13 protein-coding genes are annotated in these 16,925 nt (G+C 66.5%); 9 read left to right on the plus strand and 4 right to left on the minus strand.

The features are described from left to right. The first annotated feature begins 23 nt into the window (after positions 1–23). From rpsU to ACN4E0_RS08935, 8 genes are all read left to right on the plus strand, one after another. The gene (gene rpsU / locus ACN4E0_RS08900) at positions 24–230 is read left to right on the plus strand and encodes a 30S ribosomal protein S21 (protein WP_419567368.1); all 207 of its coding nucleotides are present in this window, start codon (positions 24–26) and stop codon (positions 228–230) included. 79 nt (positions 231–309) lie between these two features. Next, entirely contained in the window at positions 310–876 is a 567-nt protein-coding gene (locus ACN4E0_RS08905) for an FKBP-type peptidyl-prolyl cis-trans isomerase (protein ID WP_419567225.1), read from the plus strand. 83 nt (positions 877–959) lie between these two features. Continuing rightward, positions 960–2,729, plus strand: coding sequence for a DUF4153 domain-containing protein (locus ACN4E0_RS08910; RefSeq protein ID WP_419567226.1), 1,770 nt, complete (start codon positions 960–962; stop codon positions 2,727–2,729). 57 nt (positions 2,730–2,786) lie between these two features. Beyond that, positions 2,787–3,089, plus strand: coding sequence for an Asp-tRNA(Asn)/Glu-tRNA(Gln) amidotransferase subunit GatC (gatC, locus tag ACN4E0_RS08915; protein WP_419567228.1), 303 nt, complete (start codon positions 2,787–2,789; stop codon positions 3,087–3,089). Next, complete coding sequence (gene gatA, locus ACN4E0_RS08920; RefSeq protein ID WP_419567230.1) at positions 3,089–4,570, plus strand: Asp-tRNA(Asn)/Glu-tRNA(Gln) amidotransferase subunit GatA; 1,482 nt, start codon at positions 3,089–3,091, stop codon at positions 4,568–4,570. The genes gatC and gatA overlap by 1 nt, the downstream gene beginning before the upstream one ends. Continuing rightward, positions 4,570–4,761 carry a hypothetical protein gene (locus tag ACN4E0_RS08925; RefSeq protein ID WP_419567231.1) on the plus strand — a complete coding sequence of 64 codons (192 nt, stop codon included), beginning with the start codon at positions 4,570–4,572 and terminating at the stop codon, positions 4,759–4,761. The genes gatA and ACN4E0_RS08925 overlap by 1 nt, the downstream gene beginning before the upstream one ends. Continuing rightward, positions 4,754–6,250 carry an Asp-tRNA(Asn)/Glu-tRNA(Gln) amidotransferase subunit GatB gene (gatB, locus tag ACN4E0_RS08930; RefSeq protein ID WP_419567233.1) on the plus strand — a complete coding sequence of 499 codons (1,497 nt, stop codon included), beginning with the start codon at positions 4,754–4,756 and terminating at the stop codon, positions 6,248–6,250. Before ACN4E0_RS08925 ends, gatB begins: the two co-directional genes overlap by 8 nt. Positions 6,251–6,331: 81 nt before the next feature. Further along, positions 6,332–8,494: a S46 family peptidase gene (locus ACN4E0_RS08935; RefSeq protein WP_419567234.1), complete on the plus strand. Its 2,163-nt coding sequence runs from the start codon at positions 6,332–6,334 to the stop codon at positions 8,492–8,494. A gap of 72 nt (positions 8,495–8,566) precedes the next feature. Here the strand turns inward: ACN4E0_RS08935 and ACN4E0_RS08940 are convergent, their stop codons facing one another. From ACN4E0_RS08940 to ACN4E0_RS08950, 3 genes are read right to left on the minus strand one after another with little or no spacing between them, the layout of a single operon-like run. Further along, complete coding sequence (locus tag ACN4E0_RS08940) at positions 8,567–8,866, minus strand: hypothetical protein (RefSeq protein WP_221603254.1); 300 nt, start codon at positions 8,864–8,866, stop codon at positions 8,567–8,569. Positions 8,867–8,905: 39 nt separating this feature from the next. After that, positions 8,906–11,773 carry a M16 family metallopeptidase gene (locus tag ACN4E0_RS08945; RefSeq protein ID WP_419567236.1) on the minus strand — a complete coding sequence of 956 codons (2,868 nt, stop codon included), beginning with the start codon at positions 11,771–11,773 and terminating at the stop codon, positions 8,906–8,908. Positions 11,774–11,786: 13 nt separating this feature from the next. Then, positions 11,787–14,015 (minus strand): acylase, encoded by a 2,229-nt coding sequence (locus ACN4E0_RS08950; RefSeq protein WP_419567238.1) that lies wholly within the window; start codon positions 14,013–14,015, stop codon positions 11,787–11,789. 119 nt (positions 14,016–14,134) lie between these two features. On the opposite strand from ACN4E0_RS08950, the gene ACN4E0_RS08955 reads away from it, so the two are divergent. Then, positions 14,135–15,580 carry an ATP-binding protein gene (locus ACN4E0_RS08955; RefSeq protein WP_419567239.1) on the plus strand — a complete coding sequence of 482 codons (1,446 nt, stop codon included), beginning with the start codon at positions 14,135–14,137 and terminating at the stop codon, positions 15,578–15,580. Here ACN4E0_RS08955 and ACN4E0_RS08960 read toward each other — a convergent pair. Continuing rightward, positions 15,577–16,752: an acyl-CoA dehydrogenase family protein gene (locus tag ACN4E0_RS08960; protein WP_419567241.1), complete on the minus strand. Its 1,176-nt coding sequence runs from the start codon at positions 16,750–16,752 to the stop codon at positions 15,577–15,579. The two genes, ACN4E0_RS08955 and ACN4E0_RS08960, sit on opposite strands and share 4 nt — an antisense overlap. Positions 16,753–16,925: the final 173 nt, after the last annotated feature.

A 16,925-nucleotide genomic window follows, 5' to 3' on the forward strand; every position in this document is an offset into this window, starting at 1 on the left:
GCAAAGTCGAGGTATTGAAGTTTATGCAGATCATGGTTCGCGATAACAATGTCGACCAGGCCCTCCGCGCGCTCAAGAAGAAGCTGCAGCGTGAAGGCGTGTATCGCGAAATGAAGCTGCGTCGCCACTACGAGAAGCCGAGCGAAAAGCGCGCCCGCGAAAAGGCTGCCGCCGTTCGCCGCGCGCGCAAGCTCGAGCGCAAGCGCATGGAGCGCGACGGCGCCAAGTAAGTCGCGCTTGCGGCTCTATCCAAGCTAAGCCATGAGGGCGCGGAGAAATCCGCGCCCTTTGCGTATCAGGACGAATTCGATGACCGAGATTACCCGCGTTCCCCTCCAGCCCATCAAGAAAGGCTCGCTGACCAAGCTGTGGCTCGGCGTGCTCGTCGCCGTCCTGTTCGGGGCCGGCCTCGCCTGGGCCGCCGTGCCCAAGGGCCTCAATGTCGAGACGGTGACCGCGGGCACGGGCGATTCGCCCAAGATCGGCGACGTGGTGTTCGTGAAATATGTCGGCAAGCTCGCCGACGGCACCGAATTCGACCGCTCGCAGCCGCTGCCCGTGCCGCCGGGCCTGTTCCCCGAAGGCAATCCGCTGCTGCTCGAGGAAGGCGCGATCATCGACGGCTTCATCGAGGGGCTGGAGCAGATGCAGAAGGGCGGCAAATACGTCCTCACCATCCCCGCCGAGCAGGCCTATGGCGCCGAACCGCCTCCGGGCTCGCCGATCCCGGCCAATGCCGATCTGGTGTTCGAGGTCGAAGTGGTCGATTTCATGAGCCGCGACGATTTCCAGGCACGCGCCGCCGCACTCCAGCAGATGATGGGGCAGCAGCAGGGCCAGGGCGGCGACGCTCCGGCTCCCGCAGCGCCGCAATAGGCTTTCCCCGCGTTTTCTGCGGTTTGCCCATGCGGGGCGCCGCGTGATGCGCTAGAGGTCGTGCGAGGCGAGGGAAGCAGCGCATGACCGATACCGTTGCAATGCAGCACGAGGACTGGGCGCTGCGCCCCTGGGTGCTGGCGGGCCTGCTGGGTCTCGCCGGCCTCGGCGTGCATTTCCTCGCCCAGTGGGATGCAGCCTGGTGGTCGCCATGGCGCGCGGCGCTGACCGCCGCGCTGGCCTTCGGCCCGCTGGCCTTCGCCTTCACGCTCGATCGCGCCCGGTGGCGGGAGCCGCTGACCTTCGCGGCGCTGGTCGCGCTGGTCACGGCGGGGATCGCCTGGCGAGTCGCGGCGGGCGGAGAACAGCACGCCGATGCGCCCTTCTGGTTCGCCGCAGCCATTGTCTCGATCGCGCTGGCGCTGCCGCTGTTCCAGGCGGGCTTCCATCGCCTGCGCTGGCGCACGCCCTACGACGCGACGCATTTCCACGTCTGGACCGACGCCATCAGCGCGGCCGGCGCGCTCGCTTTCGTCGGCCTTTCGTGGCTGCTGCTGTTCCTGCTGTCGCAACTCTTCGCCGCGATCGAGATCGACCTGCTCAAGGAGCTGGTCGAGAAGGGCTGGTTCGGCTGGGCGTTCTCGGGCGCGAGTTTCGGCGCGGCGCTGGGCGTGCTGCGCAACCAGCTGAAGGTAATCGGTACGCTCCAGTCGGTGGTGATGCTGGTCTTCGCGATCATCGCCGTCCCGCTGGCGATCGCGCTGGCGATCTTCCTCGCCGCCGTGCTGGCGAGCGGGATCTCGGTGCTGTGGAACGCCACCGAGAGCCCGACGCCGCTGCTGCTCTCGGTCGCGGTCGCCAGCTTCGTGCTGGTCAATGCGGTGATCCGCAACGGCGAGGAAGAGGCCAGCGGCAACCGCGTGATGCGCTGGGCGGCGCTGGCGCTGGCGCTGGCGATATTCCCGCTGGCGCTGCTCGCGGCGATCTCTACCGGCACGCGGATCGCGCAATACGGCCTCAGCCCCGAGCGGATCTGGGGCGTGATCGCGGTGGCCGTCGCGGTGGCCTATGGCGTGGCCTATTTCGTCTCCCCGATCCGCGGGCGGATGGCCGGGTGGATGGCGCGCGTCCGCACCGCCAACCTGCACCTCGCGGTCGGCACCTGCGTGCTCGCCTTCCTCCTCGCCCTGCCGCTGCTCGATTTCGGCGCGGTCTCCGCGCGCAACCAGATTGCGCGGCTCGAAAGCGGCAAGGTTTCGGTCGACGAATTCGATTTCGACGCGCTGCGCTGGGATTTCGGCGATGCCGGGAAGGAGGCGCTGGTCAAATTGACGACGAATTCGGACCCCCAAATCGCGAAGCGCGCCAAGGAAGCAAATGAAGCTAAGGAACGCCTTTGGGACGATTATCGGATAAGCTCGAAGGATGATGCCTTCGAAGGGGAGTACAATATTCATCCCTCTGGCGCCGATCTGCCTTCCGGGCTGAGGGAGGCAATCAACAATCCCCCAACCCAGGCATGCTTCTCGGATGCGCAATGCCGCGTCTACCTGCAGCCGGGCGGGGCTAGCGCAATCGTTCTGGCGGATCGCTGTGCAAGACCTGACATTACGAGTGAGGAAAGCATTGATCCTGGCTTTAGCTGCACCGTCAGCCCAACCGTCTTCGAAATTGAAGACGGGAAGTTGGTAAAGCGGCAACGCTTCATGGAACTAGATTTGACCCGGGCGGAGCAAAAGGAAGCTCTGGCCAAGGAAAGGCGCGGTATCGAGGAGGGTGACGTCAGGATCGGGCCGGCCGACCTGCGTCAAATCTATATTGGCGGCTTACCGGTCGGGGACGCCTTCGAATAGCCTTGCGTTGCAGCATCGCGCTTGAAGCTCACTGCCTGCGCCGCTAACGCGCGAGCCATGTCAGTTACACGCGAAGAAGTGGCCAAGATCGCCTCGCTCGCCCGCATCAAGATGGGCGATGCCGAGCTCGACCGGATGGTCCCCGAATTGAACGGCATCCTTGCCTGGGTCGAACAGCTGGGCGAGGTCGACACCTCCGCCGTCGAACCGATGACCGCGGTCATCCCCAACACGCTGCGCCTGCGCGACGACGTGGTCGATGCCATCCCCGAAACCGCCGGCGGCCGGCGCGACGACGTGCTCGCCAATGCCCCCGCCGCCGAGCACGGCTTCTTCGGCGTGCCCAAGGTGATCGAATAATGAGCGAGCTTACCCAGCTGGGCGTCAAGGCCATCCGCGATGGTGTGGCCGGTGGCGATTTCACCGCGCGCGAGGTGGCTGAGGCCTTCAACGCCGCGGTCGCCGAGGCCGCAGACCTCAACGCCTTTATCGTCACCACGCCCGACCACGCGCTCGCCGCCGCCGATGCGGTCGATGCCAAGCGCGCGCGTGGCGAGGCGCTCGGGGCGATGGGCGGCGTGCCGATCGGCATGAAGGATTTGTTCGCCACCAAGGGCGTCCAGACCAGTGCCGCTAGCCACATCCTCGAAGGCTTCACGCCCGAATACGAGAGCACCGTCAGCCAGAACCTGTGGAATGCGGGCGCGGGCATGCTCGGCAAGCTCAATCTCGACCAGTTCGCGATGGGCAGCTCGAACGAGACGAGCTATTTCGGCAACGTCAATTCGCCGTGGCGGAAGGCGGGCAGCAACGCCGCGATGAGCCCGGGGGGATCCTCGGGCGGGTCCTCCGCCGCAGTCGCCGCACGCATTGCGCCCGCGACCACCGGCACTGACACCGGCGGATCTATCCGCCAGCCCGCCGCCTTCACCGGCATCTGCGGGATCAAGCCGACCTATGGTCGCTGCAGCCGCTGGGGCGTGGTCGCCTTCGCCTCCAGCCTCGACCAGGCCGGTCCGATGGCGCGCAGCGTGGAAGATTGCGCGATCATGCTCGAAGCCATGGCCGGCTTCGACCCCAAGGACGCGACCAGCCTCGACATGCCCGTGCCCGATTGGGAAGCCGCGCTGTCGGCCGACCTCAAGGGCAAGACAATCGGTATCCCGAAGGAATACCGGATGGAGGGCACCGACGAGGAAATCCTCAAGAGCTGGGAGCAGGGCAAGGAATGGCTCCGCGATGCCGGAGCCGAGATCGTCGACGTATCGCTGCCGCACACCAAATATGCGCTGCCCGCCTATTACATCGTCGCGCCCGCCGAAGCCTCGAGCAATCTCGCGCGCTATGACGGCGTGCGCTACGGCCTCCGCGACCTGCCCGACGGGGCGGGACTGCAGGACATGTATGCCGCCACCCGCGCCGCCGGTTTCGGCGACGAGGTCAAGCGCCGCATCCTGATCGGCACCTATGTGCTCTCCGCGGGCTTCTACGACGCCTATTACACGCAGGCGCAGAAGATCCGCACGCTGGTGGCGCAGGACTTCGCGCAGGCGTTCGGCCAGTGCGACGCGATCCTCGCGCCGACCACGCCGACCGCCAGCTTCCCGCTGGGATCGCTCAACGAAGACCCGCTGACGATGTATCTCAACGACGTCTTCGCGGTCCCCGCCAGCCTTGCGGGCCTGCCCGCGATGAGCGTGCCCGCCATGGTCAATGCCGACGGCTTGCCGCTCGGCCTGCAGGTGGTCGGCAAGCCCTTCGACGAACAGGGCGTGCTCGATGTCGGCCTCGCGATCCAGCAGCGCGCCGGGTTCGAGGCGAAGCCGGAGAAGTGGTGGTAATGGCGATGATCATGATCATCGTCGGCTCGGTGTTCCTGACCGGAATCATCGCGATCTTCATCTCGCGAAACGTCGAGCATGGAGAGGCGCGCTTCGGGCCCGATGGTCAACTTCCTCCGTACGAACCGCCAGTCACGGATCGCGCCGACATGACGGTGACGATCAAGCAGGGCAGCACAATCCATGACTAACTACCGCATCCAGGGCGCAACGGGCGAATGGGAGGTCGTGATCGGCCTCGAAGTCCATGCGCAGGTCACCTCCAAGGCCAAGCTGTTCAGCGGCGCCAGCACCGCCTTCGGCGCGGAGCCGAATTCGCAGGTCAGCCTCGTCGACGCGGCGATGCCGGGCATGCTGCCCGTGCCCAATCGCGAATGCATCCGCCAGGCAGTGCGCACCGGCATGGCGATCGAGGCGGAAATCAACAAATACAGCCGTTTCGACCGCAAGAACTACTTCTACGCCGATCTGCCGCAGGGCTACCAGATCAGCCAGCTCTACCACCCGATCGTGGGCGAGGGATCGCTGCATATCGATGCCGACGAGAAGGCCGGCATTCCCGAAGACAAGGTCATCGGCATCGAGCGCATCCATGTCGAACAGGATGCGGGCAAGCTGATGCACGATCAGCATCCGACCATGTCCTATGTCGACCTCAATCGTTCGGGTGTGGCGCTGATGGAGATCGTCTCCAAGCCCGACATGCGCAGCCCGGCAGAGGCGGGGGCTTACGTGCGCAAGCTGCGCAGCATCCTGCGCTATGTCGGCTCGTGCGACGGCAATATGGAAGAAGGCTCGATGCGCGCCGACGTCAACGTCAGCGTGCGCAAGCCGGGCGAGCCCTTCGGCACCCGGACCGAGACGAAGAACGTCAATTCGGTCCGCTTCGTGATGCAGGTCATCGAATACGAGGCCAACCGCCAGGTCGACGTGATCGAGAATGGCGGCACCGTCGACCAGGAAACGCGCCTGTTCGATCCGAACACAGGGACCACGCGGACCATGCGCAGTAAGGAAGACGCGCATGACTATCGCTATTTCCCCGATCCCGACCTGCTGCCGCTGGAGCTGGAGGACAGCTTTCTCGAGGAATGTCGCGCCTCGCTCCCCGAACTGCCCGACGCCAAGCGCGCGCGCTACGAGAGCGAGTTGGGCCTCACGCCCTACAATGCGCGCGAGCTGACCGCGGAGGTCGAGACCTTCGCGCGCTTCGAAACGCTGCTGGGTGCAGCCGCCGCGAAGATCGGCAAGACCGAGGCCGAGGTGGCGACGCAGGTCGCCAACTGGGCGCTCTCGGTCGCGCCGGGAGTGATGAAATCGCTCGGTGACGAGGCCGATCCGGCCAATGCCACCGCCGAGGCGCAGGCCGGCATCCTCGCGATGCAGGACAAGGGCGAGATTTCGGGCGGGCAGGCCAAGGAAATCTACGAGATCGTCCTCAAGACCGGCCGCGATCCCGAGGAGATCGCCGATGCCGAGGGCCTCAAGCAGGTCAGCGACACCGGCGCGATCGAGGCGGCGATCGACCAGATCATCGCGAACAACCAGGACAAGGTCGCCGAGTATCGCGGCGGCAAGGACAAGCTGTTCGGCTTCTTCGTCGGCCAGACGATGAAGGCGATGCAGGGCAAGGCCAACCCGGCCGTCGTCAACCAGATCCTGAAAGACAAGCTGGGCTGACGCCCGGCTTTTGGGAAATCCGGGCGGGTGCGTGAGGGCGCACCCGTTTGCCCAAGAATTACACTGAGAAGAGTCGCATCCATGCGCAAGATCACCACCATCGCCGCGCTGCTTACCTGCGCCGCCTCCGCGCCGCTCACCGCCAAGGAGGGCATGTTCACGCCCGGCCAGCTACCCGAGATCGCCGACGACCTGCGCGCAACCGGGCTGGAGGTTTCGCCCGAGGCGCTCGCCGACCTCACCGGCTTCCCGATGGGCGCGATCGTCCAGCTGCAGGGCTGTTCGGGCAGCTTCGTCTCGGACGAGGGGCTGGTGGTCACCAACCACCATTGCGCGCGCGGATCGGTGCAGTACAATTCGACCGCCGAGAACAACTATCTCGAGAACGGTTTCCTCGCCAAGACCAAGGGCGAGGAACTGCCCGCCGCGCCCGGTTCGCGCGTCTATGTGACGACCGAGATCAGCGACGTCACCGCGCGCGTGCGCGACGGGATCGACACGCTTTCGCCCAACGATCGTTACGACACGGTCGACCAGCGGGTGAAGGACATCACTGCCGAATGCGAGGCCGATGCGGGCTATCGCTGCCTCGTCGCGAGCTTCTACGGCGGCAAGGAATACACGCTGATCAAGCGGCTCGAGGTCAAGGACGTGCGGCTGGTCTATGCCCCGGCGGATTCGGTCGGCAAGTATGGCGGCGACATCGATAACTGGATGTGGCCGCGCCACACGGGCGACTGGTCGTTCTACCGCGCCTATGTCGCGCCCGACGGCTCTTCGGCCGAATATTCGGAAGACAACGTCCCCTACCGCCCCGATCACCACCTCAAGGTCAGCGCCGCCGGGCTGGACGACGGCGATTTCGTGATGGCCGCGGGCTATCCCGGATCGACCAACCGCTACACGCGGCTGGGCGAGGTAGAGAACACCTTCGAATGGACCTACCCGACCTTCGTCACGCTGCTCAACGACTGGATCCACACGATCGAGGCGGCGGCACCCGAGGGTTCGGACGCGCGGGTGAAATACGAATCGCGGCTCGCGGGCCTCAACAATTACGAGAAGAACCTGCGCGGCCAGATCGACGGCGCGCGCCGCGTCGGCCTCGTCGACCGTCGGCGCGAGCGCGAAGCCGCGCTCAACGCCTGGATCGCCGCCGACCGCTCGCGCGGCAAATACGCCAAGGCGATCGCCGCGCTCGATGCCCTGTCGCAGGAAAGCGCCACCGCCGACCGCTCGCACTTCTGGTACGGCAACGTCACGCGCCCGCAACTGCTTGCGGCGGCGCAGCGGCTCTACCGTCTCGCCAAGGAGAAGGAAAAGCCCAACGCCGAGCGCGAGAGCGGCTATCAGGAGCGCGACATGGCGTTCTTCCGCCAGGGCCTGCAGGCGCTCGACCGGCGCTATGATGCTTCGGTCGACAAGGCCGAATGGCTGCTGTTCCTGAACGGCTACCTCGCGCAGCCCGATGCCGAACGCGTCGCGGTGTTCGACAAGGCGCTGGGCCTCGACGGTGTCGACGATGCCAAGCAGCTCGCGGCGATCGTCGACGGCTATTACGCCGGCACCTCGCTCGACGAGAGCGACACCCGCCTCGCGCTGATGGACGCCACGCCCGCCGAGCTCGAGGCGAGCGAGGATCCCTTCATGCAACTCGCCGTCGCGCTCTATCCCTACGAGCGCAAGCTCGAGGACGAGGAAGAGCAACGCGCCGGCCGCGCGCTGGCGCTGCGCCCAGCCTATATGGACGCGATCACGCAGTGGCAGCGCAGCCAGGGCCAGGCGACCTATCCCGACGCCAACAGCACGCTGCGCGTGACCTATGGCAAGGTGCTCGGCGGTAGCCCGCGCGACGGCATGGCCTATCTGCCCTTCACCACGCTCGAGGGCATCACCGAGAAGGACACGGGCGAGGACCCGTTCAACGCGCCCAAGCGCGAGCTCGAGGCGATCCGCGCCAAGGACTACGGCTCCTACGCGCTCGACAGCATCGGTTCGGTGCCGGTGAACTTCCTCTCCGATCTCGACAGCACCGGCGGCAATAGCGGCTCGGCCACGCTCAACGCGCGCGCCGAGCTGGTCGGCCTGCTGTTCGACGGGACCTTCGAGAGCGTCAATTCGGACTGGGACTTCGACCCGCGCACCACGCGCACGATCCATGTCGACACGCGCTATATGCTGTGGGTGATGGACAAGGTCGACGGGGCGCAGAACCTGATCGAGGAAATGGACGTGGTCCGCTAGGCCTTGCAACCAAGCAACAAAAAAGGGCCGCCGGATCGCTCCGGCGGCCCTTTTCGTTCGCGGGTGAAAAGATCAGCCCTGGCGCGTGCCAGTCAGCGGCATGTCGCCGAAGGCGCCGGCGTTGACGGTGCCGGTCAGCGCGTCGCCGTCGATGGTGGCGGTGCAGTTGAGCGTCATCGGCATCGGCACGGTCATATTCATCGACCAGGTGATGGTGTTGCCGTCGACCTTGCCGTCGGTGATGTCCATCGAGCCCATGCCGCCGGCCATCTGGCCGGTCCAGCTGTCGCCATCGGGATTGACGGTCAGCGTGCCCTTCTGGTCGCCCATCGGGCTCTTGACGGTGGTGTCATAGGTACCGGCTACAGACATGGGAATTCCTCTCTTCGCTTGAGGGTTTGAAGTGCTGTTTCAATCGGCGCTACTGACACCGGTGTCAACATCGAGATAGGTCGTCGGCAGGCCGAGCTTTTCGAGCTGGCCGTCGATTTCCTTGCGGTCGCCGACCACCACGATGGTGAGGTCGTCGGCCCCCAGATAGTCACGCGCGGCGGCATCGATGGCCGCCTTGTCGATCGCGCGATAGGTCGCGGGCAGGGTGACGTAATAGTCGTCTGGACGGCCGAGTTCGTCGTTCTCGGCGATCGCGCCGAGCACCTGGCCATTGGTCTCGAAGCGATTGGGCAGGCCGCGGATATTACCATCGGTGACGCGGGTGAATTCGGTGTCGTCCACGCCCTGCGTGCCATCGGCGAATTCGCGCGCCGTCTGCAGGATCAGTTCAACCGAATCCGCCGTGCGGTCGGACTGCACCGAGGTGCTGATAGTGAACAGGCGCGGGCCGTCCGGGGCATCGACCCCGCTACGCGCGCCGTAGCTCCAGCCCTTCTCCTCGCGGATAAGCATGTTGATCCGGCTGAGGAAGCCGTTGCCGAGCACCTCGTTGGCAAGGTCGAGCGCCTCGAGACCAGGCGTCGGGCCGGTCAGCGGCAGCACCCGCCCGGCATAGATCACCGATTGCGGCGAATTGGGCCGGTCGATGACCACGAGCCGCGTCTGCGCGGGCGGGGTGGCGCTGTCGAGCATCTTGGCGGGGGCAGCTTCGCCGGTGCCCTGCCAGTCGCCGAAGGCCTGCTCCAGCAGCGGCTTGATCTCGGCCATGGTGACGTCCCCGACGACGTAGATCGCTGCGCTTTCGGGGCGGATCCAGCGGTCGTGCTCTTCTTCGAGCGTATCGGGCGTGATCGCTTCGACGACCGGGACGGCGCCGAGCCCGCCGACCGTGCCATAGGGGTGGGCCTCGCCGAAGACGAGCGGACGCAGCGTCCGCCCGGCGAGACCACCGGGCGAGGAGAGCTGCTGCGCGATCGCGGCGAGCCGCTGGTCGCGCACGCGCTGGACCTCGGTCTCGGCGAAGGCGGGGTTGCGCACCACATCGGCCATCAACGTCAGCGAGGGGGCAAGATTGGCGGTGAGCGCATTCATCGTCACCGAGCTCGTGTCGAGCGAACTGCCGGTCGAGATCGTCGCGCCGAGCCGTTCCTGTTCCTCGGCGATCTCCACCGCGCTGCGCGTTTCGGTGCCTTCCTCGAGCAGGTCCATCATCAGCGACTGCGTGCCTGCCCGTGCCGCGCCGTCGGCGGCATAACCGGCGTCGAATTCGACGCTGATCACCGCCTTGGGTACCGCCGTGCGGCGCGCCAGGATCACGGGAATGCCGTTCGAAAGCTTGGAGCGCTCGACCTCGGGGAAGGTCAGCGGGCCGACCGGTTCGGGGGGCGGCAGGTCGCGCGGCGGCCCGGTGCGGGCGATTTCCATCGGTTCCCTGGCGTCCGGCTCGGGTGCGGGGCTGGTCGCCTCGTCGCCCCAGCCGCCCATGGTCGCGCCGTCCTCGGTCCGCTCGCCCGGCACGATGGCAAGGCGATAGACCGGGCGGGTCAGCCAGCGCTGCATCGCGTCGGTCACGCTCTGCGGCGTCGCCGCGGCGATCGCTTCGAGCTGCTTCTTGTAGTTCGCCGGACTGCCAGCGTAGAGCAGGCCTTGGGCCAGCGTCGCCCCCTTGCCGGAAAAGCCGCCGACGCGTTCGAGCGAGTCGATCTCGCCCGACACCATGCTGGTCGATGCGCGCGCGAGTTCCTCTGCAGTGGGGCCTTCGGCGACCATCTGCGCGATCACTTCGTCGAAGCGCTTCTCGGCCAGCGCGCGGTCGACGCCGGGTTTCACGTCCATCTGGGCGAAGAGGATCGAAACCTGCTCGGACTGGTAGCTGCTGGCGGAGACGCCGGTGGCGAGCTGCTCGTCGCGCACCAGCACGTTGTCGAGCCGCGAGCTGGCGAGGCCGCCGAGCACTGTCATGCCGAGGTCGAGCGGTTCGGCATCGGGATGCGTCAGCGCGGGGCCGGTCCACAGGCGATAGATGCGCGGCTGCGGCACCTGGTCGACCATCTCGCGCGATGTCTCGGCGGCGAGCGTGGTCGGCGGCGCCTCGACCGAGCGGACCTCGGGCCCGGCGGGGATGGCGCCGAACCAGCGCTCGACCATCGGCCGCGCGGTCGCCGCGTCGATATCGCCGGTCAGCGAGAGGACGACATTGTTGGGCGCGTAATTGTCGAGGAACCACTGGCGCACGTCGGCAAGGCTCGCCGCATCGAGATCGGCCATCGAGCCGATGGTCGAGTGGCGATAGGGATGTCCGACCGGGAACAGCCCTTCGAGCATGGCATAGAACGACAGGCCATAGGGCTGGTTGTCGCCCTGACGCTTCTCGTTCTGGACCACGCCGCGCTGTTTATCGAGCTTCTCCTGGCTGATCGCGCCGAGGAGGTAGCCCATGCGGTCGCTTTCCATCATCAGCGCGAGATCGAGCGCGCCGGTCGGGACCACTTCGACGTAATTGGTGCGGTCGAAGTCGGTTGAACCGTTTGTGCTCGTCGATCCGGCCGCTTCGAGCGGGATATCGAAGTTCTCGACGTTCTCGCTGCCTCCGAACATGAGGTGTTCGAACAGGTGTGCGAAGCCCGTGCGGCCCCGCGGTTCGTGTTTCGAGCCGACACGATAATAGGTCGTCACGCCGACGATCGGCGCCTTGCGGTCGGTGTGGACCAGCACGGTGAGGCCGTTGTCGAGCGTGAACTGTTCGTAGGGAATATCGACTTCGTCGACCAGTTCGGCGAGCGGCGCGGCCTCGGCGGCGTCTTGCGCCGCGAGCGGCAGCGGCTGCGCGACGGCTAGTCCGGCGAGGGCGACCGCGGCGATGCCGCTCAACAATTTGCGACGCATCGAATACTCCAGTTTAGCGCTTCGGCTGGTGGGCGACGGTATAGCGTCGCTCGGCATTGGCAAGCACGTCCTGTCGCCAGAAATGCACCGGCTTCAAGCGGTGCTGGACGAACAGCGCAGCCTGATCGGCGTAATGCGGCGAACGCGGCCGTGTGGTCGCCGCGCCATAGGGCTGAATCGACTGCGAGCTCACCCGTTTGCCCGGCGCCCATTCGACGAACTGGATGAAGCTGTCGCCGTGCTTGACCGACAGCCGTCCGTCGTCGTCCACGTCCCAGGTGGTCGAGGCGCGCAGCGTATCCGAACCGCCGTCGAGCGGCAGGTCGACATCGCCCTGCCGCAGCCGCAGGAGGTCGCCCATCGGCGGGTCGATGCTGCCGAAATGGGTCTGCAGATGGTCGACCGCCCATGCGAGCCGTTCGCGCACATCGGGCATGGGCTTGTTCTGATATTCGGCGGACATGAAGTCCTTGATCATCAGCAGCGCCAGCGCATCGCCGCGGCCGATATTGTCGGCGGTGAAGTCCCAGTCGAGCAGCAGCGCCCGCGCGCGGCCAAGGTCGCTATCGGGATCGAGTTCGAGCGCCGCCAGCCCGTCCCATAGGTCGGCGACATAGCCCGCCCGCTCGTAGCCGGTATCGTATTTGACCCGCTTCAATCGTTCGAGCGAGATCGGCCCCGCCTCGCTCAGCAGCTTCCACGCGCGGCGCGAGCGGTTGGTCTGCTTGAGCTCGACGCCCAGTTCGGGCGCCACGCTGTCGGGCGACAGGTCGCTGTCTTCGCCCGCCGCGGTAAAGGGCGTGTTGTTCGAATTGTAGAGCCAGCCCGAGGCGGGATTGATGTATTTCGGCAGCTTTTCGTACGGCACCGGCCCGCTCCACAGCGCGCGCGGGTCGTCGCCCGGCAGCACGCCGCGCCAGTCGTAGCCCTTGGCCCGGTCGGGGATCGCGGCGTTGTAGACATAGGCGATGTTGCCCGCCTTGTCGGCGTAGAGGAAGTTGGTCGAGGGGATGTCCATCCGCGCGAGGATGTCCTGCCACTGTTCGAGCGTCTCGGCCTTGTTGAGCCGGTAATAGGCGTCGAGCTGGCCGAGATTGTCGATCCCGCCGTAGCGGATGGCGAAGGCACCCTTGTCGTTCTTGATCACCGGTCCGTGGACGCTGCGGTAGACCGTGCGGCGGACGGGCACGACGACGGGACCGAAGCGCACCGGCAGCGTCACCGTCTCTTCCTCGAGGTCGAACCAGCGGTCGCCCATGCGGTATTTCTTCCCGCTTTCGTCGAGCACCAGCTTGTAGACGTCGGTCATGTCGGGGCGGTTGACCGTATTGGTCCAGCCGAGGTCCTCGTTATGGCCGAGGAAGGGGAAGGGGCTGCCGGGGAAATTTGCGCCGGCATAGTGCCAGCCTTCGCCGCTCTCGACGACGAGTTCGTACCAGGCGACGCCGCCGCGCCAGGGCTGGTGGCTGTTCGAGACGAGGCGGGTGACGTTGTCGTCGGACTTCTGCGGCGCGACGGCGAAGGCATTGGAGCCCGACAGCGCGCCGTCCTCGCCCCAGGGCAGCGGGAAGGCCCGGGCCTGCGCGACCTTGTCCTCGCGGATCACTTCGACGCCATCGGAGGCGGGTTGCTGCGCCTCCTCATTGAGCGGAATCCGCGGGCCGAACTCGGGCAGCAGTTCCTCGCCCGCGACCAGCGGGCCGATGGTGTTGTTGAGGCCGAAGAAAAACGGCTGGCGCAGTGCGAAACCGGCGGCGACGTCGGTGCCGTCGACGGGGAAGAGGTTGGCGAGCTTGATCTCGCCCGCGTGCTTTTCCGCGTAGTCGTTCAGCCCGGTGGCATAGGCCTCGAACAGCGCGCGCGTGTCCGCGGGAAGCTCGGGATAGTGGCGCTCAGCCGTGCCGCGTGCGTCGAGCAGGTGGTAGACATAGTCGACCTGCGCGCCTTCCTCGCCCGCGATCGCGCCATAGCGTCCGCGGCTCATCGCGACCACGTCCTGCAGGGTAGAGAAATCGTCTTCGGCATGCGCCACGGCCACGCCGTATGCGACGTCGCGGTCGCGCCGGCCGTAGATGTGCGGGACCCCGAATTCGTCGCGGACGATCTCGGCCTGATAGGCTTCCTGCGAGATCGAGACCCCGTCGCGCTTTGCCCAGAAGGGCTCCCAGCTCGCCAGCGCAACGAATACTACCAACACCACCACGAGCAGCGCGAATCCGATGCGCCCCAGCCATTTTTTCATGAAAACCCGTCCTCTCTTGCAACTGGCGTAGCGAGCACGCGGGCGCGAAGCAATGCGATTGGGCAAAACCGCGTCGCGGCTGTTCCCCGCGAGAGATTCGGCTGGCTATTCCCCCTGCAGTGACAGCGCAGATCACCATCGGCCACGAATCTTCCGGCAAACCGGTCGAGTTCGACATCGAGGAACTCCTCGCGACCCGTTTGCTCGTCCAGGGCAATTCGGGCAGCGGCAAGTCGCACCTGCTGCGCCGCCTGCTCGAAGAGAGCGCTGGCATGGTCCAGCAGGTTGTGATCGATCCCGAGGGCGATTTCCCCAGCCTCGCCGAGGAGTTCGGCCATGTGGTGATCGACGGTTCGGCCTATTCACCGGGCGAGATCGAGGCGCTGGCGCGGCGCATCCGCGAACACCGCGCGAGCGTGGTGCTCGATCTCGACGGGCTCGAGGTGGAACAGCAGATCCGCTGCGCGGCGCAGTTCCTCACCGCGCTGTTCGATGCCCCGCGCGAGCACTGGTACCCCGTGCTGGTGGTGGTCGACGAGGCGCAGATGTTCGCCCCTGCGGTGGCGGGCGAGATCGCCGAGGACACGCGGCGGATGACGCTCTCGGCGATGACCAACCTGATGTGTCGCGGGCGCAAGCGCGGGCTCGCCGGTATCGTCGCGACGCAGCGGCTGGCCAAGCTCGCCAAGAACGTCGCGGCGGAAGCTTCGAACTTTCTCATGGGGCGCACCTTTCTCGACATCGACATGGTCCGCGCGGCCGATCTGCTCGGGATGGATCGGCGGCAGGCCGAACGTATCCGCGAACTCGAGCGCGGGCATTTCCTCGCGCTCGGCCCGGCGATCACCCGGCTGCCGCTGGCCTGCAAGATCGGCCCGGTGAAGACCGGCAACCGGGCGCGCAGCGAGGGGCTGATGGCGCTGCCCGACACCGCGCCCGAGGACATGGCCGCGCTGCTGACCAGCGATCTCGCCAGCGATGTCGCCAAGGCCCCGCCGCCGCCCGCACCCCCGCCCGCGCCGCGGGTCGAGGAGATGGCCGACAGCATCGCGCAGGCCGAGGAGCGGCAGGTCGCCCCGTCCGAGCCGGTCGACAGCTCGGCCGTGGCGACGCGGATCGCCGAAATCATCGAGGAACTCGCGCGTGAGGAAGGCGTCGCCTTCCAGTCGGCGAGCGCGCAGTTCCAGACCTTCCTCACCCGCTGCCGCCGCGAGCGGCTGATCGGGCCGATGCCCGACATGCGGGCTTTCCGCCGCCGTTTCGCGGTGGCCGGGGCGGGGTTGGGCGAGCTCGACGAGGGTGTGCAGGCGCGAATCATGCAGCTGGCGGGCGCGGTCGAGGAAGACCTGATGGGTCCCTTCCTCGTCATCGCCAAGGCGGCGCATGCGGGGGAGACGCAGGTCGACGAGCATGCGCTCGCGCGCGCCTACGGCACCAGCTCGCCGGGCCGTATCCGCCGGTTGCTCGACCACCTCGAGCGGCAAGGACTGATCGTGGTGCGCGAGGATTTCGGCGGCGACCGAACGGTGATGGTGCCGGGGCTGGAGGGCGTGGGCGCGGACTAGCGTTTGCCGCCGAAGAGCTGCCGCCCGGCGAGGTCGAGCATGATTTCCTCACTGCCCCCGCCGATCGCATTCACGCGCACCTCGCGATAGATCCGCTCGATTTTGCTGCCGGTGAGGTAGCTCGCCCCGCCAAGCACCTGCGCCGCTTCGCGCGCGACGGCCTCGAGCATGCGGGTCGCCTGGACCTTGAGCATGGCGAAATCGGCCGGGCGATCGCGCCCTTCGCGTACCTGCCAGGCGCACAGGTCGACCCAGGCTTGCGTCGCCTCGATCTGCCGCTCCATGTCGGCTAGCTTGATGCGGATCGACTGGTGCCCGACCAGGGGCTTGCCGAAGGTCTCGCGGTTTCGCGCCCAATCGGCGGCCTCGGCCATGGCGACACGGGCGAAGGCGCAGCAACCCATCGCCATCCCCAGCCGCTCGCCGTTGAAATTGCGCATGATCCCGATGAAGCCGCCGTTTTCGGACCCGATCAGGTTCTTGGCTGGGACACGGACATCGCTGAAATGGATCGCGGCGGTATCCGAACAGCGCCAGCCCATCTTGTCGAGCCGGGTGCGTTCGACGCCTTCGCTCTTCATGTCGATCAGCAGCAGTGAAATTCCGCCAGCCCCGGGGCCGCCGGTGCGCACCGCGCAGGTCAGCCAGTCGGCGCGCATGCCGGAAGTGATGAACATCTTGCCGCCGTTGACGACGTAATGGTCGCCGTCGCGCACGGCGGTGGTGGACAGGTTTGCGACGTCCGATCCGCCGCCAGCCTCGGTAATCCCGAGTGCGATGATTTTCTCGCCCGCGAGCACCGGTGGAGCCACGCGCTGCTTCAAATCCTCCGAACCCAGCGCGAGGACCGGTGGCAGGCCGATCCCGTGTGTCATCAGCGAGGCGCCGAGCCCGCCCGCGCCGCAGGCGGCGAGTTCCTCGGTGACCACCAGCGAATGGAAAATGTCGAACCCTTCCTCGTGGCCGCCGTATCGCTCGGGATAGCGCAGCCCGATTATGCCCGCCTCTGCCGCCTTGCGATGCAGATCGCGCGGCAGTTCGCCCTCGGCTTCCCAGCGGTCGATATGCGGGGCCACCTCGCGGATGACGAAGCGACGGACGCTCGTGGCGAGCGCCTCGTGGCTGTCGTCGTAGAAGGGAGAGCGGGCGCGCCAGTCGTCGAATGCGGTCATGGCGCAAGAGTTGCGCGGAGTGGGTGCGCGGTCAATCCGCGACAAAAATTTCCTCTGCCCCCTCGCCAACTACGGAGACACCCCTATATCTCGCTAATACACCTCGTGAAATTTACGGGGAAGGACTTGTGTTGCAGATAAGCAACACCATATTCGGGCGGCAATTCCAGCGA

It is taken from the genome of Qipengyuania sp. (genome assembly GCF_048550555.1).
Taxonomy (GTDB): Bacteria; Pseudomonadota; Alphaproteobacteria; order Sphingomonadales; family Sphingomonadaceae; genus Qipengyuania.

Excerpts from the sequence above, each read along its gene's own strand:
- rpsU (WP_419567368.1), top strand. The coding sequence starts at position 24 with ATGCAGATCATGGTTCGCGATAACAATGTCGACCAGGCCCTCCGCGCG.
- ACN4E0_RS08905 (WP_419567225.1), top strand. The coding sequence starts at position 310 with ATGACCGAGATTACCCGCGTTCCCCTCCAGCCCATCAAGAAAGGCTCG.
- ACN4E0_RS08910 (WP_419567226.1), top strand. The coding sequence starts at position 960 with ATGACCGATACCGTTGCAATGCAGCACGAGGACTGGGCGCTGCGCCCC.
- gatC (WP_419567228.1), top strand. The coding sequence starts at position 2,787 with ATGTCAGTTACACGCGAAGAAGTGGCCAAGATCGCCTCGCTCGCCCGC.
- gatA (WP_419567230.1), top strand. The coding sequence starts at position 3,089 with ATGAGCGAGCTTACCCAGCTGGGCGTCAAGGCCATCCGCGATGGTGTG.
- ACN4E0_RS08925 (WP_419567231.1), top strand. The coding sequence starts at position 4,570 with ATGGCGATGATCATGATCATCGTCGGCTCGGTGTTCCTGACCGGAATC.
- gatB (WP_419567233.1), top strand. The coding sequence starts at position 4,754 with ATGACTAACTACCGCATCCAGGGCGCAACGGGCGAATGGGAGGTCGTG.
- ACN4E0_RS08935 (WP_419567234.1), top strand. The coding sequence starts at position 6,332 with ATGCGCAAGATCACCACCATCGCCGCGCTGCTTACCTGCGCCGCCTCC.
- ACN4E0_RS08940 (WP_221603254.1), bottom strand. The coding sequence starts at position 8,866 with ATGTCTGTAGCCGGTACCTATGACACCACCGTCAAGAGCCCGATGGGC.
- ACN4E0_RS08945 (WP_419567236.1), bottom strand. The coding sequence starts at position 11,773 with ATGCGTCGCAAATTGTTGAGCGGCATCGCCGCGGTCGCCCTCGCCGGA.
- ACN4E0_RS08950 (WP_419567238.1), bottom strand. The coding sequence starts at position 14,015 with ATGAAAAAATGGCTGGGGCGCATCGGATTCGCGCTGCTCGTGGTGGTG.
- ACN4E0_RS08960 (WP_419567241.1), bottom strand. The coding sequence starts at position 16,752 with ATGACCGCATTCGACGACTGGCGCGCCCGCTCTCCCTTCTACGACGAC.